The sequence below is a fragment of the uncultured Pseudoalteromonas sp. genome (assembly GCF_963922945.1).
In the GTDB taxonomy this organism is placed as follows: Bacteria; Pseudomonadota; Gammaproteobacteria; order Enterobacterales; family Alteromonadaceae; genus Pseudoalteromonas.
Genome location: NZ_CAWUKC010000001.1, coordinates 86,549 through 112,184, shown reverse-complemented (window position 1 = coordinate 112,184; position 25,636 = coordinate 86,549). Strand labels below are relative to the sequence as shown.

The window sequence follows — 25,636 nt, the reverse complement described above, 5'->3', positions numbered from 1 at the left end:
TGAGCGCTTAACAACGAATGATGCGCCATGGCTGATTGTTGGTGTTGAAGACTTAATTGAAAGCTAAGCTTATTTTAAGTTACAAAAAAACCGCACAACCTGTAGGTAAGTGCGGTTTTTTGCTATTTAGCAGACGACTTATTTACAAACGTCTGCGACAGCGTTAGCAAAGTATTCTATATTAGCATCACTGATACCCGCTACATTTACGCGGCTAGAACCAACAATGTATATGCCATACTCTTTTTGTAGGCGTGCAATTTGTTCTTTATTAATACCTAAGAAAGAAAACATACCGTGTTGGCGCTCAATAAACGAAAAGTCTTGAGCTATTTCTTTTGCGGCTAAGCTTTCTTTAATTAGGCTACGCAGTCCATTAATACGGTTACGCATTTCATCTAGTTCGCTGTGCCACATTTGGGTAAGCTCTGTGCTGCTTAAAATCGTGTTTACAATATCAGCACCATGCGCTGGTGGCATTGAGTAAATGCTGCGTACAACACTCAATAATACTGAATTTGAAATATCTGCCGTGGCCGTATCTTTTGCAATAAGTGAGCACGCACCAATTCGCTCACGGTACAAACCAAAGTTTTTAGAACACGATGAACAAATAATAAGCTCTTCTACTGCGTCAGCTAAAATACGCAGTCCACGAGCATCTTCTTCAAGAGACGAGCCAAAACCTTGGTATGCAATATCAATAAGTGGTGTAAAACCAACTTCTTTTGCAAGCTCTGCCACGGTATGCCATTGCGTTTCGTTTAAGTCCATACCACTTGGGTTATGACAACACGCATGAAGTAGCACAATATCCCCTTTTGGTACTTGCTTAAGGGTATTGATCATGTCGTCAAACAATAAATCTTTGTTTTGGTAATCGTAGTATGGATACTCTTTAACATTTAAGCCTGCTGCTTCAAATAAGCTAATATGGTTTGCCCATGTTGGAGTTGTAACCCAGACTGTTGCATCTTTGTTGCAACGTTTAATAAATTCAGCCGCAACACGAAGCGCACCTGTACCACCTGGTGCCTGTGCTGTACGCACGCGGTTTGCTAAAAGCGCTTGATGCTCACCTAAAAGTAGGTGCTCCATTTTTTGACAAAAATCTAGGTTACCCGCTAAACCAATGTAAGATTTGCTTGTTTCGTTTTCTAAGCGAAATGCTTCTGCTTTTTTAACCGCTTTTAATACCGGTGTATTGCCTTGCTCATCTTTATAGACACCGACACCTAAATCAATTTTATTAGGGTTTGTATCTTGTTTATAGGCTGCCATAAGGCCAAGAATAGGATCTGTTGGTAGTGGTTTTAATTCTGAGAACATTAGCTATCTCTTATCATTAATTAGGGGTTGGCTGTTATAGTAAGCTTAACATAAAAGCTTACCTCCTTGGCTAGTGATATTTACACTAGAAAGTGAGGAATTTTAATGCAGCACGCAACTAATACAGCCAGTGTACGACTATCAAAAAAGTCATTACTAAATGCCTCAGCATCAATAATGCCAATGCACTCTTTCTTCTCATTAAACAAAGGTAAACACGTTTCAGCTTTTACTTTAGGGTCACACGTGTAGTATTCCCCACCTTGTGCTAAATAGTGTTCCACATTGTTAATTACACGGCCTTGCTTAGATAGCGCTACCTGTACATTGTTGCTGCCTGCTGCAAATGCTTCAGTTAGGGGAAAAAGTGGCCGGCTTGGCGCGCCGTGATACGCCAGCTTTAATAATTGCGGGCCTTGAGCTGTGTCAACTGCTTGATAAATACCATACCAATCGACTTGTGTTTGCTGCTGTATGTAATTAACTATATTTTGCAGGTTTGCTAGTTTTTGCTCGTTTTGTGAAGTCGCGCTCACGTGATCGGTGAGCTTAAATGGCTTATCTTGTAAATAACCAAACAAACTACATGCACCGCCTTCACCAAGTTCAGGAATTTGGTACTCCCAACGCACAGACGGCAACGCGCTCTGAGCAATATAGTGTTCTAGCTGCTCTAGCTCTTTGGCAATTAACTGTGGGTCTATATTTAATTGCGCAATATCAAGGTAAGAAGAAATCATTTGGCCATCCATACATCTAAATTTTTTAGATAATACCATGGAAATTTTTTCTGAGCTATAGCAACTTATAACACAGTTCGACTTGGTTACCACTTGCGTTATACGTCACTTTTTCTGCCACTTCTTCGAGTAACGATAAACCGCGACCAAACTCTGCGTTGAGTTCGGTACGTTTTGAAGAGTCACTTGAAAACCCCCTACCCGAGTCACAAATAATAAAGTACAAGCACAAGGTATCTGGGCAATAACGCATATCAATAATGATCATCGCCTCTTTCATTTTGCTCAGTGCTTGCTCTCTTAATTCATAGTATTTAAAAAAGCCATCGTCTTGTTTTTTTATATCTGAATCAAGCCCTAGCACACCGTGATCAAGTGCATTGTTATACGCCTCAGAAAGTAATAAAAATATATTTGAGCGATGCGATCTAAGCCCCTCAACACTGCTTAATACATTAACAACATCATATACTGGGTCTGTGCATTTAATTTGTTGGGCGTTCAAGCTAAGAGAAAAGTTAAACGCTAAATTAGAATACGCCTCTTTGGCCTCAGGCTCTGGGGTTAACGGCAAACAATTAAGCAGCACTAAGCTTAAATCATCTAATTGCTCACTCCCATTGGCAAAAGTATTTACATTATCTATAACACGCTGGCTGCTGATCATGGGTTTGCTTTTAAGTGCGGCTAAAAAGCGCTGTTCACCATAAAAGATATCGGCGTCGTTATTTGTTTCTATTATGCCATCGGTTGAAAGCACTAAGCGGGTGTTTTTATCAACTTCTAAATTAATTAGCTCATATTCAAATTCATCACTCTCTAAAATTCCCAGCGCCATATGCTGAGACTCAAGAGTTTGCTTTACTTCACCATCGGTATTTATTAAGTAAGCATCAGGCAAGCCACCAAGCCACGCTGAAATACTTTTACCTGTGGCACTGAGCTCAATAATAGTCGCCGCGCAAAACATATGCTCTGGCAATAGATTAAGTAGTAATAGATTGATCTCAGATGCAATATCGTTAACAGCCATGCCTTTTTGCACCATAGTGTAAAAAACCCGTGATGCTGGTAATGCTCCAATAGCAGCCGCTAATCCATGCCCGGTAAAATCACCTAACATGCAATATAAATTCCCTATTGGGCTTTGTGCGACCAAAAACATGTCACCGTTAAACATAGAAGCAGGAGAAAGGCTAAAGTCGAGATGATCTTTGAATTTATCTTGGTTTTCGAGCGAATTATTGAAAATATGCTCGATTATTTCGTGCTCGCGTTCTATTTGGTTGCGGTGATATTCAAGCAAAGTGTTTTGCTGATGGGCTTTTTTACTTAATTCACGCGTCCGGCTATGTGCTTTTATTTTTGCGTTTAAAATTACTTTTTCAAACGGCTTTTGAATAAAGTCATCCCCTCCTACCGCTAAACAACGCTCAAAGCTGTCTTGATCTTCAAGCGACGTAATAAAAATAATGGGTAGGTAAACGTCGTTGTATCGCTGCTTTATCAGTTTTGCGGCTTCAAAGCCATCCATTACCGGCATAAGTACATCAAGTAAAACAATATCAATCGCTTCTTTTTCTAACACCTCGAGTGCTTCTAGGCCGTTAAACGCAATTGATATTTTATAGTTTTCTTCAAGCAGCATTTTTTCCAGTAGGATGCGATTAAGCGCCTGATCATCAACAATAAGTACGTGGGTCATTAGCTAATATCAAACTTTTTATCAAAACGTGATATTTGCAGTATTTTTTTAAGCTGAGGCTGACAATTACTGATCTCTATTGTTTGTACTTGGCTTTCAATCGTTTTTTTCATGTTGAGTAACATACCCAGTGCAGAGCTGTCCATATAGTCGGTTTCTCTTAAATCGATAATCACTTTATTTGTTTTAGGTTCTATTTGTGCATAGGCTTGGCGAAATGATTGGACTAAATTAAAGTCAAATTTACCTTTTATTTGTATTGTTAACGTACTTTCATCGACCGATAAGCTCTTAGTTAAACTCATTATAAACTCCAATAATATTTTCTTTGACCTAAATATAACCTGTTAAAAGTATTTAGCAAAAATAAAAACACTCGCCAGCAAATTTGTTATTATTTACTGCATTAATAAAAACGTATATTTAGGTAAATTATGAGTGATAACCGCTTAGTATATTCAACCGATGTGGGTCGAATCAGCCAGCCAAAGGTTGAACAAGAACCCTCTGTAAAACTATTTAAAGATGGCTTTATCCGCATAGAGCGTCAAACTAAGGGGCGAAAAGGTAAAGGGGTCATGTTGGTTGTGGGGTTCGATCCAAAAGCACACGATCTAAAAAAACTAGCTAAAACCATAAAGAGTAAAATGGGCCAAGGCGGCGCTGTAAAAGAAGGCGTAATTGAAGTTCAAGGTGATGATCGTGAAAAATTAAAAGGGATTTTAGAAACCCTGAAGTTTAAAGTAAAAATTGCGGGTGGTTAAACCCGCACTCTTTTATTTGCTACTAATGCTGTAAGACGCATCATTCAATTTTTTGTACAGCGCAGGTAGCTTTTGCTCGGCAACCGGTTTGCTGTAATAAAACCCCTGCACAATATAGCAATTATTATTTTGCAAAAACTCCACTTGCTCAATCGTTTCAACCCCTTCTGCAACAACGTCTAATTTAAGCTTTTGCGCCATGGCTATAATTGCCGCAGTAATTTCCATATCATTTGAATCGCTAGGTATATCTTGTACAAATGAGCGATCAATTTTTAATATGTCGACCGGGAATCGTTTTAAGTAACTTAGCGACGAATAACCAGTACCGAAATCGTCAATCGATATTGAAATCCCCAGCGCTTTTAGCTCATGCAGTTGCGTGATAGCCGCTTCAACATTGCCCATTAGCATGCTTTCAGTTAGCTCTAAATGAAGCCTTTTAGCACATACCCCTGTTTGCTCAATAATACTGCCAAGCATCGGGACTAAATTCGCATCTTTGAACTGACGTGCAGATAAGTTAATCGATACATTGTTATTATGCCCATTTTCAGCCAATCGAACCGCAAACTCACACGACTGCTGTAACACCCACTCCCCGAGCTCTACAATCAGTCCCGTTGCTTCAGCGATAGGTATAAATTTTGTTGGTGAGATTACCCCTTCTACTGGGTGGAACCAACGAAGTAGCGCTTCATAACCAACAACCTGCTGAGTTAATGAGTTAATTTGTGGCTGATAGTAAACCTCAAACTGTTTTTCTTTAATTGCATGGCGTAGCTCGTTTTCAATAAAGAGCCTTTCATTGGCAGCCGCGTTAAGCTCTTGGCTGTAAAAATGATAAGTATTACGCCCTTTTGCTTTAGCCTCGTACATTGCTAAATCAGCATGTTTTAAAAGCTGATCTTCTTCTAAGCTGTCGTATGGCGCCATTGTAATACCAATACTGGCACTTACTATAACCTCGTTATTGCCAAGCTTTATAGGTACGTTGAGTGTTTTTTGGATGGTATTGGCGACATCGCTTGCGTGATCTTGGCTTTCAATACCGCTAAGTAATACCGCAAATTCATCACCTCCTAAGCGCGCTATCGTATCCTCTGCACGTAAACGAGCTTTGAGGCGGTTAGCAACTTCAATTAATAACTGATCACCGGCATCATGCCCTAATGTGTCGTTAATACGCTTAAATTCATCTAAGTCAAAGTAAAAAAGTGCGAATGCATAATGGCCGCGCTCAGCCAAAGCCATTGATTTTCGTAGCTGCATTCTAAAAAAAGTGCGATTAGCTAAGCCTGTTAGAGTATCAAAGTACGCAAGTTGCTCCATTTTTCGCTGGCTTTCTTTCACAAATGAAATATCTTGTGCAGAGGCCACATAGCTGGTGATATCACCGCCATCTTCACGAATTGGAGAAACACTTAACGATACCCAGATTGGTTGCTTATCCTTTGCTTGAATCAAAGTATCACCACGCCAATAGTTTCTACTTCGAAGGTCAATATTGATATCTTCTACTAAAATAGCCATCTCTGATGCAATAATATTTAACAGTGGCGCACGGTTAAAGTGACTCTCTGGGTAGCCTGTCATCTCCAACATTTTTGGATTAACGTATTCAATCACAAAATTTTCATCGGTGATCACCACACCCGTGCCTGAGAAAGCAACTGCTTTAGAGAGCTTATTTGCAGCTTTCTCGGCAATTTCTTTTTCTGTAATTCGTTGATTTAGTCCATCTATAAGCTTACGAATTTCTACGGTCATATCTCTAAATGAGCCGTTAAGCGTACCTATTTCATCTTTATTTTCTGGCGGGAACTCAGTTAATAATTGCCCTTTACCAAAACTGGTAACCGAATGAACTAGCGTATGAATTCTTCGAAGTACTAATTGATAAAGCGCTTGATGTAATAATAAAGCCACTAAGACAGCATAAAGTACAAACAAGCCAAAAAACTTCAATTTTAAATCTTGTAGAGCTGAAAGCGTTGATGAGCGTTTTTTATATACGCCAATATACCAATCTAATTTATCAATCTTTCGAATGTTAATGATGTGAGCCTCATCATTTTGCGTGAACGAGTTAGCGTACTCAGGTAGTTTCATGGTAATTGCTTCATTAATAATGGCTTGTAATTGTGGGTTAACAAACTCGTTTGTTGTTATTGGTTTATCTTTACTGCCATAGCTTGCTTGTAATGCAGGGTTAAGGCTAGGGTGAGCTAGTAGCTGCCCTTTTTTATCAAACACCAATAGATGTTTTTCTTTATCCCCTACGGGTAAAAAAGAAATCAGCGTATTTAAGTCAATATCACTGCCTGTAACCCCTAAAAACTCATTGTCGACATATAAAGGGACGAGCAAACTAATTACCCACTTATGCCATACTTTATCGTAATAAACCTTAGACCAAACTGGTTCTCTACTGGGGTTTAACTCGCTTTGTATGTATTTAAATGTTGCGCCATTTGAACCACTAAGTTCAGGGGGAGCATTTAGTGCCCAATTAGGTGGTGAAACACGAATAAAATCGTCTTTTGTGATCATATAAAAATTAAAAAAATCGTGGATTAATGTAGGTGAAATAACTTTCCACAATGACTCTGAGTTATTAAATAAACGCTTATAAAAAGGAGAATAATGCTGTTGAGGAAGGAACGCAGCTGAAAGACCATCACTTGATGCACTGCGAATAGTGCCGTCACTATTAAACTGGAGTTGAGTTTTCTTAGATACATTAATTGCTGAGGTTTCACTAAATAATTGCTCAGACACCACATCATTAGCCTGCTTAGCAACAGCTGACTTGGTTTTGATTAGCGTATCAAATTGCCTGATAAGTAGTTCTGTAGAGCTTTTAAGTACTTCGTGCTCTTCAAACACTAACTGCTTTTCTTCAGATTTAAGCATTAATGCAGCAGCGCATACACCAGCAATTAAACAAATTGCCGATATGAGCAACGACAGCTTTACACTCAACGAATTAAGTCCAAAACGCGATGGAGGGCGTCTATACACCACAGGCAAACCTTATTTATTTTAGTTATTGTTATTTATAGTTAGTATCTGAAATATATCAGATCCCTATTCATATTTATAAACTATTTGTCAATTTTATCTAAAAGTTATCCACGCGCTAATAATTATTTATTATGCCCATTTAAACTGGCTTGCTTGTTGACTTTACCAGTCACACCTCATACATTAATAATATGAAAGTTATCTTATCTCGCACTTTTTTTTCTTTTTTTAGCTTCTTTATATAAAAGAGGCTTAACTGTTTGTGAGATAAAATCAATCGAATAGCAAAGCCTCCCACTTGGGAGGCTTTTTTGTTTTCGTTGCACTAAGCAACTTATTTTTGGAATGAGGAAACCAAAATGACCAACGATGTTCTAAACGCGCTCAGACACGATATTAACGAAATAGACTCTGATCTTTTAGTGTTATTAGCTAAGCGCCGTCGTATTAGCCACGGCGTAGTTGAGTATAAAATTGCGAACAATAAACCAATTCGTGATGAAGCGCGTGAACTTGCCTTACTCGAAAAGCTAATTGGTTATGGCAAGTCGCTAGGTCTTGATGCCTATTATGTAAATAACGTTTTTCAAACTATTTTGGAAGACTCAGTACTTCATCAACAAGCCATGCTGCAAAAAAACTTAAACCCCGATGCATTAAGCGAAACACATCGTGTTACTTACTTAGGCGGGCAAGGCTCTTACAGTCAGCTAGCATGCCATAAGTACTTTAGCCGCCGCCCAGGAAAATTAGTCGAAATTGGCTGTACTTCGTTTGATGAAATAACAGGTAAGGTAGAAAATGGCCAAGCGGATTTTGGCTTACTGCCTATCGAAAACACAAGCTCAGGCAGCATAAATGAAGTATTTGATTTATTGCAACACGCTCAAGTATCAATTGTAGGCGAAGTGACTCACAGTGTAGAGCACTGCTTGCTTGCAACCCCAGAAACTGAATTAAGCCAATTAACTAAAATTTATGCTCATCCTCAGCCATTTGCTCAGTGTAGCCGCTTTTTACAAGGACTGGGTGACTTACAACATGAAACCTGTGATTCAACCTCAAGTGCTCTTCAGTCAGCTTTAAATACACCAAACAGCGCGGCTATTGGCTCAGCACAAGCAGGTAAAAATGTTGGCCTTGAAGTTATTAAAGCTAATTTGGCTAATCAGAGCGAAAATCACAGCCGTTTTATTGTTGTTGCGCGCAAGCCATTACAGGTATCTAAACAAATACCCACTAAAACGAGTCTTATTATGGCCACTAAGCAACAAGCAGGTTCTTTAGCCGATGCATTAATGGTGTTTAAACAGCATCAAATAAACTTAGTTAAGTTAGAGTCTCGTCCTGTCCCGGGTAATCCGTGGGAAGAAGTGTTTTATGTAGACTTAGAAGCAAACCTTGCAGATAGCCAAGTACAACATGCCTTAGAAGAGTTAAAAGCGCATACTCAATATGTGCGTGTTTTAGGCTGTTATCAAAGTGAATCCCTACAAGCCGTAAGTGTTAATACTTAACACTACCGTAGTAATAATATGCTAATTACTTAAAAGGGCCTTTAATGGCCCTTTTTTAATGACTTGAACTTATTAATCTAACACCTTGGCATCATTTGCTTTATTAAGCAGACTACGACTTTGTGTTAAAAAGTGGGCGGTAGAATCTGAAAAATATGCTTTGGCGTCCGCAAATGCATCAATGAGCGCGTCTTTGTCACCCGCTTTTAGTTTATCAAGCGTTTGGGCAAAGGTATCTTGATACTGTGCTAATAAGCTCTCAACATTATCAAACTGCGCTAACATAATATCTGAATATAGTTCAGGAGATTGTGCGAATAAACGCCCTACCATCATCAACTCTAATTGATAGATTGGCGATGAGCAGCTTCTTAGCTCTTCAAGCGTATGGCTCTGCTTTGCTAAAAATTGCCCGTAAACAAAGGTGGTTAAGTGGCGCATAACTTGTATTATTTGCATCGCTTCATCATGCTTTTTAGCATCTAGCTCAACAAGTTGACAGCCCCATACCTGTAACTGCGCTAATAAACCTTTTGCTGCATTGGGTTCTCGGCCTTCACACACAACTACGGTTTGTTTAACCCAATGAGAAATATCAGGACCAAACATAGGGTGCAAGCCAACAACCGGTCCTGAGTGCGCAGCTTTTAATGCCTTGATAGGCGTTTGTTTAACTGATGTTATATCTACCAACAAGCAGTCATCATCAAGTTTAGGTAGTTTAGCAACCACCGCTTCAAGCGCATTGATAGGTACACTGATCATGACCAACTTTGCTCCAGCTAAAATGGCTTTAGCGTCACCTTGCTGCTCTTTATCCAAAATTTTAACTTCATAACCCGAGCGACTAAACTGCTTTGCAAATAACTGCCCCATTGCACCTTGGCCACCAACAATAACAACAGGTGATAACTCAGGTGCCGCACAGGCAAGTTTAGCTTGCTGGTTTTGATAGGCTTCACGCATCATGCGTCTTAATATATCTTCAACAAGCTCAGGGTTTACACCTTGTTTAATGGCTTCATCACGACGAGCAGCTAGCAAAGCAGCCTCTCTTTCCGGTGCATGCAAAGGTGCACCGTTTTGCTGCTTAATTGCACCAATTTTTTGGGTTATTGCGTTTCGCTTGGCAAGTAAAGCAACGAGTTGTGCATCGCACTCATCTATACCATCCCTTAATTGTGATAAATCACTTAATTCAGCCACGTTTTTCATTCCACCTGTAAAATACTATATTCGTAAATTTATATTTACATTTAAGTAAACTAATCAATACGTTAAATACTAACAGGATCAAGTATGCGTTAAAAGACTAATCTCGCAAAGCAAAGAGCCATTAGTCATTTCTATTAGCTTAATTATGGGGAGATAAACCTTGATATTAGCAAGTAAGAATTATGTTATTTTGATTAAAGAATATGAGTTTAGTTAAGCTTTAGCTACTTTGGCCGATTCACACTTATCCGCTTAGTAGTGAGTTTTATTTTGAGCTGGGAATGCGTATTGATAGCTAAGTAAAAATTGGCTATTTATATGCTTTAAAAAATAATATTTAAAATTAGGTAACGATTTTTAGCCCGGCAAAGTGATTAAATAATATTATGGATTGATATTACTATATAAGCATGTTGAGAAGATCAGCGTTACAGCATAAAACCAAAACGGGTTGCAACCCTAAGGCTGCAACCCGTTTTCTTTGCGTTGATAAACAGCGCGTATTAGTTAAGTTTTTCTCTAATACGTGCAGATTTACCAGAACGCTCACGTAGGTAGTAAAGCTTAGCACGACGAACCGCACCGCGACGCTTAACTGTTACGCTATCGATAAGAGGGCTGTGCGTTTGGAATACACGCTCAACACCTTCACCGCTCGAAATTTTACGAACTGTGAATGCTGAGTGAAGACCACGATTACGCTTAGCGATTACAACACCTTCAAAGGCCTGTAGACGCTCTTTGTTACCTTCTTTTACACGTACCTGTACAACTACTGTATCACCAGCGCCGAATGCTGGTACGTCTGTTTTAAGCTGCTCTTCTTCAAGCGCTTTAATAATATTTTGGTTTACTTTTGCCATTATGTTTCTCACTTTCCTAGGTGTAACTGTCTTCTAGCCACAAGCTTTTTGGTACTCTTGCTGAAATTGCGCGAGTAATACCGCTTGCTCCTCAGTCAGAGCTAGGTTATGCAACAAGTCAGGACGTCGTAGCCAAGTTCTGCCCAATGACTGCTTAAGCCGCCATTTTGCAATTTCTTGGTGGTTTCCACTGAGTAATACAGCAGGCACCTGTTTGTCGTCCAATGTTTCTGGCCGTGTATAGTGAGGGCAATCTAGCAAGCCATCCGAAAATGAGTCTTGCTCTGCTGACTGGTTATGACCTAACACACCTGGCACTAATCGCGCTACTGCATCAATTAATGTCATGGCTGGTAGTTCACCACCACTCAAAATAAAATCACCAATTGACCATTCTTCGTCAACATATGACTCTATTATTCTCTCGTCTATACCTTCATAGCGACCGGCAATCAAAATCAGCTTTTCAGAGTTTGCGAGTTCGCTAGCCCCTTGCTGATCTAATTTGCGCCCTTGCGGGGACATATAAATTACTTTTGCGCCATCACCTGCCGCTTTTTTAGCGTCAAGAATGGCTTGTTTTAATGGTTCAACCATCATTAACATACCTGGGCCGCCCCCGTAAGGACGATCATCTACGGTTCTGTGCTTATCTAAAGCATAGTCACGAGGATTCCAGCAGTTAAAGTCAATTAAGCCATTTTTCACTGCGCGACCAGTGACACCTTGGTGTGTAATAGCATCAAACATGTCTGGGAAAAGGCTTATCACCCCTACCCATAATGAGCTAGTTTGAGTCATTAAAACCCAGGATCCCAGTCTACGGTAATTTCTCTCGCTTCGTGTTTAACTTCTTTAATTACTGAATCAGTTAAAAAAGGAATCAAACGCTCTGCTTGACCAAATGCATCTTTACTGTTTGCCTTAACAACCAGTACGTCATTCGATCCTGTCTCCATCAGGTCATCGACAGTGCCTAAATTGTAGCCTTTATCAGTTACAACCGACATGCCAATGAGATCTCGCCAATAAAACTCGCCTTGCGGGAGTTCTGGTAATTGCGCTGAATCAACAGATATTTCTGCATGGGTATAAGCCATTGCTTCATCTCTGTCGTTTACTTGCGCAATTTTAGCGATAAAGCCTTTGTTGTGGCGACGCCAGTCGACCACTTCTAAGGTCTGCCATTTACCTTGTTGCCCTATCAACCACGGGCTGAAATCGAAGATCCCTTGGGGATCATCAGTAAATGAATGTACCTTAAGCCAGCCCTTTATACCATATGGGGCACCGAGCTTTCCTACGACAATAATTGATGAGGTGTTCTCTTGACTCATGGTTACACTTACGCCTATTAAGCCGCTTTACGAGCGTCTTTAACTAACTTAGCTACACGATCAGAAAGACCTGCGCCCTGACCTACCCAGTGATCAACACGAGGTAAATCTAAACGAAGTTTTTCTTCTTGACCTGAAGCAATTGGGTTAAAGAAACCAACTTTCTCGATGAAGCGACCGTCACGCGAGAAACGGCTATCCGCAACCACAATTTGATAGAAAGGGCGTTTTTTAGCGCCACCACGTTGCAAACGAATAGTTACCATACCGTCCTCTAAATAGATTGACTGTTTTCATTAATAAGATTTACTCCCCAGCATGGGGAGCTGGGGAATTGTACGAGTTTTTAGCAACAATGCAAGTAAGAAGTGCAGCAAAAAGCCACTTTAGTAGGTTAAACTATGATCTGAGCCACAATTAATAGATTATCATGCACCACACGCATAATTTATTCAACAAAAAAGGGCCGATTGGCCCTTTTCTTATACATTTTATAGTGGCTATTTAAGCGCTACATTAAAATTTAGGGCCACCGCCCCCCATCATTCCAGGTGGTAACATGCCCTTCATGCCGCGCATCATTTTTTGCATGCCACCTTTACCTTTCATTTTTTTCATCATTTTTTGCATTTGCGTAAACTGTTTTAGTAGTTTATTTATCTCTTGTACCTGTGTACCAGAGCCTGCCGCTATACGCTTTTTACGAGAGCCTTTAATAATCTCAGGGCGCGCACGTTCTTGCTTGGTCATAGAGCTGATGATTGCTTCCATTTGAATGAAGGTTTTATCACCCATCTGGCCTTTTACAGCATCAGGTAAGTTTTGCATACCAGGCAGCTTATCTAACATCGACATCATGCCACCCATATTTTTCATTTGCTTTAATTGCTCTGCAAAATCATCAAGGGTAAAGCCGTTGCCTTTAAATACTTTTTCTGCAACTTTAGCTGCTTTTTCCTTATCGACTTTCATTTCGACTTCTTCGATTAATGAAAGTACATCTCCCATGCCTAAAATACGCGATGCTAAGCGATCTGGATGGAATGGCTCTAGTGCATCGGTACGCTCACCCACACCCATAAATTTAATTGGTTTACCGGTTATATGGCGAATAGACAAAGCTGCACCACCGCGCGCGTCACCATCTGTTTTAGTTAAAATAACACCGGTTAGAGGCAACGCCTCATCAAATGCTTTTGCTGTATTTGCCGCATCTTGACCCGTCATCGCATCAACCACGAATAATGTTTCGATTGGGTTGATTGCTCCATGAAGGTCTTTTATTTCGTCCATCATATCGTTATCTACATGCAGACGGCCGGCGGTATCAACTAAAACAACGTCTATAAATTTCTTTTTAGCATGAGAGATAGCTGCAGTGGCTATATCAACGGGTTTTTGAGAAATATCACTTGGAAAGAAATCGACGTCGACCTCGTTAGCTAACGTTTCAAGCTGTTTGATTGCTGCAGGACGGTATACATCAGCACTTACTACCAATACTGACTTTTTTTTGCGCTCTTTTAAAAACTTGGCAAGTTTACCCACACTGGTTGTTTTACCCGCACCTTGCAAGCCCGCCATCATAACAACAGCTGGCGGCTGTGCGTTTAGGCTAAGCTCTTCGTTGGCTTCACCCATTGCTTTTTCAAGCTCTTCACGCACTATTTTTATAAATACTTGGCCAGGGCTTAAGCTTTTAGTGACTTCAACACCTACGGCACGCTCTTTAACTTGCTTTACAAACTCGCGAACAACAGGCAATGCAACGTCAGCTTCTAAAAATGCCATACGTACTTCACGTAGTGTATCTTTAATGTTGTCTTCTGTTAAACGGCCGCGGCCACTAATATTTTTTAAGGTTTTACCTAATCGTTCTTGGAGGTTCTCAAACATGTAACGGTTCCGATAAGACATTTGTATTGGTCAATAAGTATTTGCTTATTAGATGGGACCAATAGTATTAAATTTCAATTAAAAACAGTATACCGTAAATGATGGCGCACAATACAGTATTGAAGCAAAGCTTATTGAGTTTCTTTTTTTAGGTCTATGCAATTGCTTTGCTATAAAATACAATGTGTTTATAACAACAAGAATTATTTGACTCTAACTATAAGTGGCCCAAGCACAATGCTGATTATTAGTTTAACTATTATTGCCAGTTTATTTTATGTGTTAGCAACGTCTCATGTGTTAACACGCCTATTTCATCAACAAGGTCCGAGCCAAAAGGTAACGGTTATCTTAAGTACTGTTGCTATACTTGCGCACATGCTGCTGTTGGTAAACTCTGTATTTCGCTCCGACGGGCAAGACTTGAGTATCGTAAATGTAGCACTGCTCACGTGCTGGGTTATTGTAGTATCGGTGACTGCCGTCTCGCTGAAATTTCCTGCCACGTTGTTGTTACCAGTAGTCTATGGTTTTGCTGCTTTACTCACTATTGCAAGCTTATTTATTCCACATCATATTTTATTGCAAAGTTTTAGCATTAATATAGGCCTTGTAACGCATATATCGCTATCATTATTAGCCTATTGCGTTTTGATTATTGCCACTTTATACGGCGTACAGTTTTACTTCATTGATAAACGATTAAAACGAAAAGACTTAGCTATTGTGCATAGCCACTTACCCCCATTAATGGTCGTAGAACGACAGCTTTATCAATTATTAAATTTAGGCAGTGTATTGCTTACTTTTGCATTATTAACTGGCTTTGTATTTTTAGAAGGCATGTTTGCCCAAGCCTTTATTCATAAAACAATTTTATCGCTTATCGCATGGGTGATTTTTGTTACAGTTGCGCTGGGTCATATGAAAAAAGGCTGGCGCGGTAAACCTGTGGTAATTACCATTATGGTCGCTGCATTTATCCTCACACTTGCTTATTTTGGCAGTCGTTTTATACAAGAAGTGGTGTTAAATAAGTTTTAACTTGACTCTGTTAGCTCACTCTAGCTTAATACGCATTGGTTTATAAAAAAAGGATCCTTCTTTGGACAGCATATCTACGAGTGTTTTATTTATAATACTCGGTATTTTAATTTTATGTTCTGCATACTTTTCTGGCTCGGAAACGGGCATAATGTCAATAAACAGAATTCGTCTGCGCCATCTTGCTAAAGAAAATCATCGCGCTGCCAAACGCGTTAATAAGCTTTTAAGCCGCCCTGATAGACTTATCGGCTTGATCCTAATTGGCAATAACCTTGTTAATATAGCCGCCGCACAGGTTGCCACTATTATTGGTATTCGTTTATATGGTGATTTAGGGATTGCAATTGCAACAGGTGCACTAACACTCGTTGTGCTTATTTTCGCTGAAGTTACACCTAAAACCCTGGCTGCTTTACACCCAGAAAAAGTCGCTTTTCCAAGCTCTGTTGTTCTAAAAGGGCTACTTAAGATCCTCTTCCCATTTGTTGTTGTCGTTAATTGGCTAACTAATGGCATGCTACGTTTGTTTGGTATAAGCGCTGAGCAAATAGACGAGCACAGTATGAGTAAAGAAGAGCTAAAGTCTGTCTTAAATGAGTCAGGTGCATTAATACCTGCTCGTCACCAAAGTATGCTGACGTCAATTTTAGATTTAGAGCAAGTGACGGTTGAAGATATTATGATACCGCGTAACGAAATAGTCGCGATTGACATTAACGACGACTGGAAGCTTATCAGCCGCCAACTAACTCATGCTCAACATACTCGTGTATTGCTGTATCGCGACAATATTGATGATGCCGTAGGCTTTATCCACTCTCGTGATGCGCTTCGCCTGTTAACTAAAGAGCAATTTGATAAACCGTCGCTACTGCGTGCGGTACGTGAGATTTACTTTATTCCTGAGGGGACATCCTTAAACACTCAGTTATTAAAATTTCAACAATCAAAAGAGCGGATTGGTATTGTGGTTGATGAGTATGGCGATATCCAAGGTTTAGTTACGCTTGAAGACATTCTTGAAGAGGTAGTTGGTGATTTCACCACTACGCAAACACGTACCCCGAGTGAAGAAGTCACGATGCAAAGTGATGGCTCTTACCTTGTTGATGGCGGTGCTAACGTGCGCGACCTTAACAAAGAGATGGGCTGGGAGTTTCCTCTTGATGGCCCTAAAACACTCAGCGGTTTAATTGTGGAATACCTAGAAGACATTCCAGATGCTAATTTAAGCCTTAAAATAGCTGGCTACCCTGTTGAAGTATTAGAGGTAAAAGAAAATATGATCAAGCAGGTAAAAATTAAGCCCGAACAGCGCAACCTATAAGTTTAAATAACGTAGTAAAAAAGGAGCCTAAGCTCCTTTTTTACTTTAAGGTGATGTGCTTAGCCAAAGAGCAGTCGCTCAAACCAGCCTTTATCGAGCTCGTCTTCACAACGTCTAAGCTGCGCACCATAACGGCTTGCCCGGTGTTTTACTTTATTAGCAACACTCATTAGCCATTTTTTCTTTTTATAGGTACCGCGTTTATAACCGCCCCATCCTTCGTGATAGTTTAAGTATTGAGCATAAGCATCCCATTTAGAGATACCGTTTACTTTATGTGTTTTATAAACAAACCATGCCATAAAGTCGATGGCATCATCAAAATCGTCTCTGTCGGCTCCACTGTTACCCGTTTCGCGAATATAGTCAGACCAGGTTGGGGTTTTTGCTTGTGAATACCCATAAGCATCGCTGGCACGCCCAGTCGGAATTATCCATAAAAAGTATTCCATTGGTGGCGCGGCATCATGACGAAACGAGCTTTCTTGGTACATCATACTCATGAGCACGTGTTTAGGAGACCCCCACTTTTCTTGTGCGTCTTTTGCATCAAAGTACCAATCCGACTTTTCTTCAAAAATTTTACAAAGATCATTAGGTTGCTTGGGTGGTGCAGTGGCACACCCTGCTAAAGAGAGGGCGAAAGATAAAATAATTGCATTTTTTTTCATTTTTATACGATCTCACTGAACTTTTTAAAAAAGCGTGGGTCTGAATATATGAATGCAGCAGTATAGCATTGTTTCATCCCTGAAGAATATTTACGCAGCCACCCATGGGCTGCGTTTTTTTTGCTTAAAAAAACTTAAGCAGGTGCTTTGGCATTAAAGTATTCATCTAAAAAGTCAGTAAAACTAAGTGTGTCGGCGCGCTCAATCTCTTCTCGATCTTGATTTGATTGCGCGACTTGCTGCTCTAACCAATGTTTAGAGAACACATTGTAGTCAGCTTGAGCATGGCTTTGCTTATATTTATTAGCTAACTGAATAGCAAATAAACCGTTGTCTATACCCGCACTTTTTAACTCTTGCACATAACGCCCAGAGAAAGTCAGCGTTGGATCATCAACCCAAGTTGCCATTTTTGCGATGGTTTCACTGTAATAAGATACACCGTACGCCCTATCCATATACTCAGCTACTTTGCTTAGTTGATCAAAAATCGCTTTCCCCCAACTTTGTAAAGTGCGCTGTTGATTGTTATCGTTGAGCATAACACCTATTTCACGACCCTGATTAACCACTGTATCTAGATTTTCAGTACTACGCGCTTGCTCTTCCCAATCCATCTCTGGTGAGTCTTTCAATAAGCAATAGGTTAAAAACACATCAAGGAAATGAATTTGTTCTATATCGATGCCTGTTTCACTAAATGGGTTTACATCAAGGGCTCTGATTTCGACATACTCTATACCCGCTCTTAATAATGCATCTGTTGGCTTTTCACCACTTTTAGCATTACGTTTAGGGCGGATTGGCGAGTAAAATTCGTTTTCGATTTGAAGAATATTTTTATTAAGCTGCTTAGGCGTCGTTGTGGTGTAGTCGTCAATATCGCCATATAAGTCAGATGGCGTGTTGATAGCTTTTTTAAGCCCAGCAACGTACTCATCGAGTGAATTATACATTACGCGTAATGAAGATTGTGCACTGTTGGTGTAACCTAAATCACCTAAGCGTAACGCGGTGCCTACTTCTAAATAAAGTGTGCCTTTACCTAGTTTTTTAAACGGTAGGTCAGTTTTTCGCCCTTGTAAAAAAGAGTTACACAGCGCAGGTGAGGCACCAAACAAAAAACTAATCAACCAAAGCTCGCGCTTAAAGTTGCGAATAAGCGCTAAATAACCATCTGAAATAAATGTCTCTAGGCTTTGTTCACTTTGTTTTAGTGAATGTAAAGATTGCCAAAGTGTTTCAGGGAAAGAAATATTAAAATGCACACCCGCAATCGCTTGCATCATACTACCGTAACGGTTTTTTAATCCTTCGCGGTATAGGGTTTTCATGCGCGCAGTATTTGAGCTGCCAAACTGAGCAAGTACGATATCGTCTTGGTTTTCAATAAAGCATGGCATACTGATAGGCCATAAAAGCTCATCATCCATATGCTCAAGTGTAAACTTTTGCAGATCTTTTAATTGCGCTAAGGTTTCTTTTGCAGACTCACTAACAGGGGTAATAAATTCAAGTAATGACTCTGAAAAATCGGTAGTAATATGTCCGTTTGTTAATGCACTACCGACACCTTTTGGATGAGCTAGAGTGGAAATGGCGCCATTACCTTTAATGCGCAACGACTCCCGCTCAATACCACGTTTGATCCCTTTAATTGCGTGCTGATGCGGTGTTGCTGATAACGCGTTAAGCGCGCTAGATAAATCATGTATAGTCAAAAAATGCTTCCTCGGCCACGTGGCTTAATCTAAGGGTTATGGGGGCTAATTGCCCATACTCAAGATTAAATTGTTAAGAACAATATAATTTTTTAAAATTTTTAGCTATTTACCCTGTTGAACATGTGTTTGATACCATAAGCATCAACCAGCAAGCTAATCTTGCCACTGCTCAGGTTATTATACAATCGCTTTACTCAAGCCTAAAGACCGATAATTAAGCGATTTCACTTCATGAGCCCTAATATTTTAAATGCACTTTTTGATATAGATCATAAAAACTCGCAATTTTTATGACTATTTTACTTAACGCACACCCTTTACTTCACCTCTTTTTATTTACCCAATACAATTACAAGTTAATTAAAAAGGATGGTTAAAATTAACATGCGTCATAATCAAAGCTTAATGAACGAAGAGGTACACTTTAGTGACTCCCAGCAGCTCGTTTCCACAACCGATCTAAGGGGGGTCGTTACGTATGCAAATAAAGCATTTTGCGATGTAGCAGGGTTTACTGCACAGGAGCTCGTGGGTAAAAATCATAATATTGTGCGCCACCCAGACATGCCTAAAGCGGCTTTTAAAGAAATGTGGACTACACTTAAAAGTGGCCACTCATGGCGCGGAATAGTCAAAAATCGCTGTAAAGATGGGCGTTATTACTGGGTTGATGCGTTTGTAACCCCCATTTTTGAGGGGGATCAGTTAGTTGGCTATCAATCTGTACGAACAAAACCAGATAAAAAGCATGTTCTAACAGCCCATAAACTGTACGAAAATTTAAATAGCGGTAAAGCCGCGTTTAATTTTAAAGAGCGTACACACTTGCGCCAAATGCTTACGTTAGCCGTTGTATTTAGCTGGCTAATAATGAGCGGGGTTGCCTTTTCAGCCATGGCAGCGGTTATCAATGTATTAATTTGCGTGCTTATTTTGGCCTTAAATTATCAAGAGCTTGTGGCAACCCCTGCTAAATTAAACATCTATAAACAGCATTCTGATTCTATCTCGCGCTATGTTTTTTGCGATAACTCACCGCTAAGTGTAAGTGATTATAAAGAACAAATGCTACTTGCTAAACTCAGAACCGTATTGGGACGCCTAAAAGATGCCACCTTTACCTTTAATAACATAGCTAAAAACTTGGATGATAAATCGACGCTTTCCGAAAAAGGCATTGAGTCGCAAAACACACAACTTACACAAATCGCCACCGCTATGACACAAATGAGCGCTACTATTGGTGAAATTTCTAATAGTACAACAACGACCGCCGATAAAGTTAACTCTACTCAGCACAGTTGCGCGGATATAAAACAACATATTGCAGATAACAAAAAAATGGTATCTGAGCTGGCAACCCACGTAGATCATGCTGCCAATACTGCTAATAACCTCGCTCAAGAAGCGGATAAAATAGGCCAAGTAATGCATGAAATAGAAGGTATTGCCGAGCAAACCAATTTACTAGCGCTTAATGCCGCAATTGAAGCCGCAAGGGCAGCAGAGCATGGCCGAGGCTTTGCCGTAGTTGCTGACGAAGTGCGTGCTTTATCATCTCGTACGCAAAGCGCTACTGGGCAAATTCACAGTTCGATTAAAGATATACAAGATACATTAGTTAATTGGTCAAAAGTCATGCAAAGTACAAAACTACAAGCTGAGGGCTGTGTACAAACAACCGAGCAAACCCATCAAGAGCTCGACAGTATTTTTAATCAAATTAGTGAAATCGCATTGCTAACAAACAGTATATCAACGGCTGCAGAGGAGCAGCAGATGGTGAGCCATGATATTGCTAATAATGTAGACAATATAAAAGAGGTGAGTAGCGACAACTTAACGCTAAGTTACGGTGTTGCTAAAGATGCCGCAGAGTTAGTTGCAGGCTCGCAAAAGGTGAATAACTTACTTTATACATTTAAAGTATAAGGCAATACAATAAGCCGCCTACTTGGCGGCTTATTGTAAACCTATATTAGCGTTTTGAAAAAGTCAGGCCTTGCTCGTTTGCATCTATCACGACAATGTCCCCAGGGTTATAATCGCCTCCTAATAGTTGCTGCGCTAATGGGTTTTCAATGGTTTGCTGAATTGCCCGTTTTAATGGCCGTGCACCGTAAACAGGGTCAAAACCACTTGAGGCTAACTTATCCAGCGCAGCATCGCTAATTTCAAGCAAGTAGCCCATTTCTGTTAAGCGCTCGCGCAATTTAACAAGCTGAATATCGGCAATTTCTTTAATATGCTCGTTAGCAAGCGGATGAAAGACAACGGTTTCATCAATACGGTTTATAAACTCCGGCCTAAATTCGTTTACGAGCACATTCATAACCTTGCTCTTAAGCGTTGTATAGTCATTTGTGCCCGCTTGCTCTTGAATAATATCTGATCCTAGGTTTGAGGTCATAATAATAACCGTATTTTTAAAATCAACCGTACGCCCTTGCCCATCCGTAAGGCGGCCATCATCGAGTACCTGCAATAAAATATTAAATACATCCGGATGCGCTTTTTCTATTTCATCGAGCAAAATAACCGAGTAAGGCTTACGGCGAACGGCTTCGGTCAAATAGCCGCCTTCTTCGTAACCAACATAGCCAGGGGGTGCGCCCACTAAACGTGCTACAGCGTGTTTTTCCATAAACTCAGACATATCGATACGTACCATGGCATCTTCTGTATCAAACATAAAACCTGCAAGCGCTTTAGTCAGCTCTGTTTTACCCACCCCTGTTGGGCCTAAAAACAAGAACGACCCAATAGGGCGGTTAGGATCGGCAAGCCCTGCCCGAGAGCGGCGTATCGCATTCGCGACTGCAACAACGGCTTCGTCCTGCCCTATCACTTTACTGTGTAGTTGCTCTTCCATTTTTAATAGTTTTTCACGCTCACCTTGCAGCATGCGCGATACCGGAATACCCGTCCAACGAGATAGTATTTCTGCAATTTCGTCTTCGCCTACTTGATTTTTTAGTAAGCTCATTTCTTGCATTTCAGCTTGCGAGGCTAAATCAAGTTTTCGCTCAAGCTCTGGAATTCTTCCATATTGCAGCTCCGACATACGCTGTAAATCGCTCGCTCGGCGCGCAACCTCTAAATCAAGGCGCGCTTGTTCAAGCTCTGCTTTGATTACTTGCGTGCCTTGTAACGAGGCTTTTTCTGCATTCCATACTTCATCAAGCTCTCGGTATTGCGCTTCTAAATCACTAATGAGCTGCTGCATTTCGGTGCGGCGCTTTTGGCTTGCATCGTCTTTTTCTTTCGCAAGAGCGTTATCTTCAAGTTTTAGTTGGATAATACGGCGCTCAAGCTTATCTAAAGACTCAGGCTTAGAATCTATTTGCAGACGAATTGACGAGCCCGCCTCGTCAATTAAATCAATGGCTTTATCTGGCAACTGACGGTCACTAATATAACGGTGCGATAAATGCGCAGCAGCAACAATGGCAGGGTCAGTAATATCCACCGAGTGATGTAGCTCATAGCGCTCTTTTAATCCGCGTAAAATAGCAATGGTGTCTTCAACTGAGGGCTCTTCAACCAATACTTTTTGAAAACGGCGCTCAAGGGCGGCATCTTTTTCTATGTACTGGCGGTATTCATCAAGCGTAGTGGCACCCACACAATGAAGCTCGCCTCGAGCCAACGCTGGCTTTAACATATTCCCAGCATCCATAGCGCCGTCGGTTTTTCCTGCGCCCACCATGGTATGAATTTCATCAATAAATAAAATCACTTGGCCTTCTTCTTTAGCAAGCTCATTGAGCACTGATTTTAAGCGCTCTTCAAACTCACCGCGGTATTTAGCCCCCGCTACCAGCGCGCCTAAATCTAGCGATAAAACACGCTTACTTTTTAGGCCCTCTGGCACTTCACCATTTATAATACGCTGTGCTAACCCCTCAGCAATGGCTGTTTTACCTACCCCAGGCTCACCAATAAGCACCGGGTTGTTTTTAGTACGGCGCTGCAAAACTTGAATCGTGCGGCGAATTTCATCATCTCGCCCAATAACGGGATCGAGCTTACCTTGCTCTGCACGCTCAGTTAAATCTATGGTATATTTTTCAAGTGCTTGGCGGGTTTCTTCGGCGTTAGGGTCATCAACCTTTTGGCCACCACGTATGGCTTTTATGGCATTGTCTATTTTAGTTGCAGTGATATTAAGCGCTCTAAAAATATCGCCTAATGGGCCTTTGTCGTCACACGCTGCTAATACAAATAATTCGCTCGAAATATACTTATCTTTACGCTTTTGCGCGTACTTATCGCATAAGTTAATAAGCGAAGCCATATTATTTGAAAGCTGTACGTCGCCCCCTACTCCTTCAACTTTAAACAGCTTTTCTATTTCTTGAGAAAGCTTAGTATTGAGTTCATCCGCACTCACTCCTGCTTGGGCAAGTAAAGCGCGCACGCTTGAGCCATTTTGCTGCAAAAGTGCATACATTAAATGTACGGGTTCAATAAATTGATGATCGCGCCCGAGTGCTAATGACTGAGCATCTGAAAGCGCAGATTGAAATTTACTTGTGAATCTATCTAAACGCATAAGGGTTTACCTATTTAATAAACTAATTGCTTAATAAATGGGTATGTTAATAGAATTGTTCAAGGTGTTAAGAATAATATTGTGTGTAAATAATGTTTTATTTGCGCCAGATCAAACTTGCCATGCGCCCTGTTTTACCTTCTCGCCGATAAGAGAAAAACAGTGACGATTGAGAAACCGTACAGTAATCCCCTCCACTAACTTTAGTAACCCCAAGTTGCTCAAGCTCGATGCGAGCGATTAGGTAAATATCACACAAATATTTATTATTACCTTGTAATTTAAATGCCTCTTTAAACAACGGGGATTTTGCAATAAATCGCGCAGCAACCTCAGCGCCAACTTCAAATTTTTCAGCGCCAATGGCTGGCCCAAGCCATGCGTAAACTTGCTTGCTGGGCGCGTTAAAACAGGCAAGCGTGTTTTTAATTATGCCTTTTTCAAGGCCGCGCCACCCACCATGTATAGCCGCAACTTCATGGCCATCTTGGCTTGCAAGCAAAATGGGTAGGCAATCTGCACACATAATCGCAAGCGGCTGATTTTTAAGCTGGGTATAAAGGGCATCAGCACTGTGTAATGTTTGAAAGTTAAAATCTGTATCAACACTAAGCACATCGGCGCTATGCACTTGATTAAGCCAAACTGCTGGGTTTGGAAGAGATTGCTCAACCACAGCACGGTTTTTTAACACGTCCTCTTTGTTATCATCAACATGTAGGCCTAAATTTAAGCTGTTATAAGGCGGTTTTGATACCCCGCCTTCTCGGGTGGTACTGAGCGTACCTACCGAGGTTAAATTAGGCCAAGGAGCTGACAAAAAAGCCATTAATACTCTATGTTAGGGTTGGCTTTGGTATCTTCCCTTAGCACCTGAGTCATGGCCACCATGTCATCTGGAATAGGCGCTTGCCAAGTCATCATTTCACCCGTAATAGGGTGTGCAATACTTAACTTTACTGCGTGTAAGGCTTGGCGATTAAATGTACGTAACATTTCAAATAGCTCTGGCGTAGCACCTTTAGGTGGGCGCGGACGACCGCCGTAGGCTCTATCACCAATTAACGGGTGGTTTATATACGCCATATGAACACGAATTTGGTGCGTACGTCCGGTCTCTAGGCGAAGGCGTAAACGCGTATGAGCACGGAACTTTTCAGCAACACGGTAGTGCGTAATGGCAGGCTTACCCATTTCGTGAACAGCCATGTGTGTACGCTGCGTAGGATGACGGCCAATCGGCTTTTCAACCATGCCACCAGCGGTCATAGTACCATTACACAACGCTTCGTATTCACGGGTGAAGTTTTCGCGTTTTTGCAGTGCTTTAACTAAATGTGTTTGCGCCTGAATCGTTTTAGCCACCACCATTAAGCCTGTGGTGTCTTTATCTAAACGGTGCACAATACCAGCACGCGGTACGTTAATAATATCCGGAAAATGATGCAGCAATGCATTGAGCACTGTGCCATCAGGGTTACCTGCACCTGGGTGCACGACTAGGCCCATAGGTTTGTTGATAACCAAAATATCATCATCTTCATAAACAATGTTTAATTTGATATCTTGTGCTTCGTATTCGCGTGGTGCTTCAATGCTGGTTTCAACATTTACAACTTCACCACCGAGTAGTTTTTCGCGTGGTGTGTTATAGATTTCACCGTCAACGGTGATTTTATCATCCAATATCCACGTTTTTATACGTGAACGTGAATAATCAGGGAACAATTGCGCTAAAACTTGGTCTAGACGTTTACCGCCTAACTCGGTAGGAACCTCGGCTTGAAGTGAAATTTGTTCTGACATTAGTAACTTTACCCAATTTACCAGTGCAAGCTGTGCCTGACTGGGTTAGAATCGCTTTTAATAAAAGCATAATATAATACGTATAGTTTACTCGGTTTTACCGCCGTGGCCTA

At 40.7% G+C, this 25,636-nt stretch carries 21 protein-coding genes; 5 read left to right on the top strand and 16 right to left on the bottom strand.

The genetic code is table 11. From position 1 onward, the window contains the following. Positions 1–138: 138 nt before the first annotated feature. The 4 genes from AABI99_RS00540 to AABI99_RS00525 form a co-directional block, all read right to left on the bottom strand. A complete protein-coding gene (locus AABI99_RS00540) occupies positions 139–1,329 on the bottom strand; it encodes an amino acid aminotransferase (protein ID WP_338362618.1) in 1,191 nt (396 codons plus the stop codon). Positions 1,330–1,409: 80 nt separating this feature from the next. Further along, positions 1,410–2,069 (bottom strand): GAF domain-containing protein, encoded by a 660-nt coding sequence (locus AABI99_RS00535; RefSeq protein ID WP_338362617.1) that lies wholly within the window; start codon positions 2,067–2,069, stop codon positions 1,410–1,412. A 55-nt stretch (positions 2,070–2,124) separates the two neighbouring features. After that, positions 2,125–3,774 carry a SpoIIE family protein phosphatase gene (locus AABI99_RS00530; protein WP_338362616.1) on the bottom strand — a complete coding sequence of 550 codons (1,650 nt, stop codon included), beginning with the start codon at positions 3,772–3,774 and terminating at the stop codon, positions 2,125–2,127. Then, complete coding sequence (locus AABI99_RS00525; RefSeq protein WP_338362615.1) at positions 3,774–4,079, bottom strand: STAS domain-containing protein; 306 nt, start codon at positions 4,077–4,079, stop codon at positions 3,774–3,776. Before AABI99_RS00525 ends, AABI99_RS00530 begins: the two co-directional genes overlap by 1 nt. Positions 4,080–4,208: 129 nt before the next feature. Between AABI99_RS00525 and AABI99_RS00520 the strand changes: the two genes are divergently transcribed. After that, positions 4,209–4,538 carry a stress response translation initiation inhibitor YciH gene (locus tag AABI99_RS00520; protein ID WP_338362614.1) on the top strand — a complete coding sequence of 110 codons (330 nt, stop codon included), beginning with the start codon at positions 4,209–4,211 and terminating at the stop codon, positions 4,536–4,538. A gap of 12 nt (positions 4,539–4,550) precedes the next feature. On the opposite strand, the gene AABI99_RS00515 is transcribed toward AABI99_RS00520, so the two are convergent. After that, positions 4,551–7,565 carry an EAL domain-containing protein gene (locus AABI99_RS00515; RefSeq protein WP_338362613.1) on the bottom strand — a complete coding sequence of 1,005 codons (3,015 nt, stop codon included), beginning with the start codon at positions 7,563–7,565 and terminating at the stop codon, positions 4,551–4,553. Positions 7,566–7,924: 359 nt separating this feature from the next. Between AABI99_RS00515 and AABI99_RS00510 the strand changes: the two genes are divergently transcribed. Next, complete coding sequence (locus AABI99_RS00510) at positions 7,925–9,082, top strand: chorismate mutase (protein WP_338362612.1); 1,158 nt, start codon at positions 7,925–7,927, stop codon at positions 9,080–9,082. A 72-nt stretch (positions 9,083–9,154) separates the two neighbouring features. On the opposite strand, the gene tyrA is transcribed toward AABI99_RS00510, so the two are convergent. The 6 genes from tyrA to ffh form a co-directional block, all read right to left on the bottom strand. Further along, on the bottom strand, positions 9,155–10,288 hold the full coding sequence (tyrA, locus tag AABI99_RS00505) for a bifunctional chorismate mutase/prephenate dehydrogenase (protein ID WP_338362611.1): 1,134 nt from the start codon (positions 10,286–10,288) through the stop codon (positions 9,155–9,157). Between the two features lie 512 nt (positions 10,289–10,800). After that, positions 10,801–11,160, bottom strand: a complete 360-nt coding sequence (gene rplS / locus AABI99_RS00500; protein WP_004587324.1) for a 50S ribosomal protein L19 — start codon at positions 11,158–11,160, stop codon at positions 10,801–10,803. 33 nt (positions 11,161–11,193) lie between these two features. Continuing rightward, positions 11,194–11,961 carry a tRNA (guanosine(37)-N1)-methyltransferase TrmD gene (trmD, locus tag AABI99_RS00495; protein ID WP_004587325.1) on the bottom strand — a complete coding sequence of 256 codons (768 nt, stop codon included), beginning with the start codon at positions 11,959–11,961 and terminating at the stop codon, positions 11,194–11,196. After that, positions 11,961–12,497: a ribosome maturation factor RimM gene (gene rimM, locus AABI99_RS00490; protein ID WP_338362610.1), complete on the bottom strand. Its 537-nt coding sequence runs from the start codon at positions 12,495–12,497 to the stop codon at positions 11,961–11,963. Before rimM ends, trmD begins: the two co-directional genes overlap by 1 nt. A 17-nt stretch (positions 12,498–12,514) precedes the next feature. Next, positions 12,515–12,763, bottom strand: a complete 249-nt coding sequence (rpsP, locus tag AABI99_RS00485) for a 30S ribosomal protein S16 (protein ID WP_055014036.1) — start codon at positions 12,761–12,763, stop codon at positions 12,515–12,517. Positions 12,764–13,013: 250 nt separating this feature from the next. Next, the gene (gene ffh / locus AABI99_RS00480) at positions 13,014–14,393 is read right to left on the bottom strand and encodes a signal recognition particle protein (RefSeq protein ID WP_338362609.1); all 1,380 of its coding nucleotides are present in this window, start codon (positions 14,391–14,393) and stop codon (positions 13,014–13,016) included. A gap of 237 nt (positions 14,394–14,630) precedes the next feature. On the opposite strand from ffh, the gene ccsA reads away from it, so the two are divergent. Together ccsA and AABI99_RS00470 are read left to right on the top strand one after the other, a co-directional pair. Then, positions 14,631–15,437, top strand: coding sequence for a cytochrome c biogenesis protein CcsA (gene ccsA / locus AABI99_RS00475; protein ID WP_338362608.1), 807 nt, complete (start codon positions 14,631–14,633; stop codon positions 15,435–15,437). A gap of 61 nt (positions 15,438–15,498) precedes the next feature. Next, positions 15,499–16,767: a CNNM domain-containing protein gene (locus AABI99_RS00470; RefSeq protein ID WP_338362607.1), complete on the top strand. Its 1,269-nt coding sequence runs from the start codon at positions 15,499–15,501 to the stop codon at positions 16,765–16,767. A gap of 59 nt (positions 16,768–16,826) precedes the next feature. On the opposite strand, the gene AABI99_RS00465 is transcribed toward AABI99_RS00470, so the two are convergent. Then, positions 16,827–17,438 (bottom strand): transglycosylase SLT domain-containing protein, encoded by a 612-nt coding sequence (locus AABI99_RS00465; protein ID WP_338362606.1) that lies wholly within the window; start codon positions 17,436–17,438, stop codon positions 16,827–16,829. A gap of 134 nt (positions 17,439–17,572) precedes the next feature. After that, complete coding sequence (gshA, locus tag AABI99_RS00460; RefSeq protein WP_338362605.1) at positions 17,573–19,159, bottom strand: glutamate--cysteine ligase; 1,587 nt, start codon at positions 19,157–19,159, stop codon at positions 17,573–17,575. A gap of 387 nt (positions 19,160–19,546) precedes the next feature. Here gshA and AABI99_RS00455 point away from each other — a divergent pair, with 387 nt between their 5' ends. Then, positions 19,547–21,094 (top strand): methyl-accepting chemotaxis protein, encoded by a 1,548-nt coding sequence (locus tag AABI99_RS00455; RefSeq protein WP_338362604.1) that lies wholly within the window; start codon positions 19,547–19,549, stop codon positions 21,092–21,094. A 46-nt stretch (positions 21,095–21,140) separates the two neighbouring features. Here the strand turns inward: AABI99_RS00455 and clpB are convergent, their stop codons facing one another. The 3 genes from clpB to rluD form a co-directional block, all read right to left on the bottom strand. After that, entirely contained in the window at positions 21,141–23,717 is a 2,577-nt protein-coding gene (clpB, locus tag AABI99_RS00450; RefSeq protein WP_338362603.1) for an ATP-dependent chaperone ClpB, read from the bottom strand. 97 nt (positions 23,718–23,814) lie between these two features. Continuing rightward, positions 23,815–24,546, bottom strand: a complete 732-nt coding sequence (gene pgeF / locus AABI99_RS00445; protein WP_338362602.1) for a peptidoglycan editing factor PgeF — start codon at positions 24,544–24,546, stop codon at positions 23,815–23,817. After that, complete coding sequence (gene rluD / locus AABI99_RS00440; protein ID WP_004587336.1) at positions 24,546–25,523, bottom strand: 23S rRNA pseudouridine(1911/1915/1917) synthase RluD; 978 nt, start codon at positions 25,521–25,523, stop codon at positions 24,546–24,548. Before rluD ends, pgeF begins: the two co-directional genes overlap by 1 nt. Between the last annotated feature and the right edge of the window lie 113 nt (positions 25,524–25,636).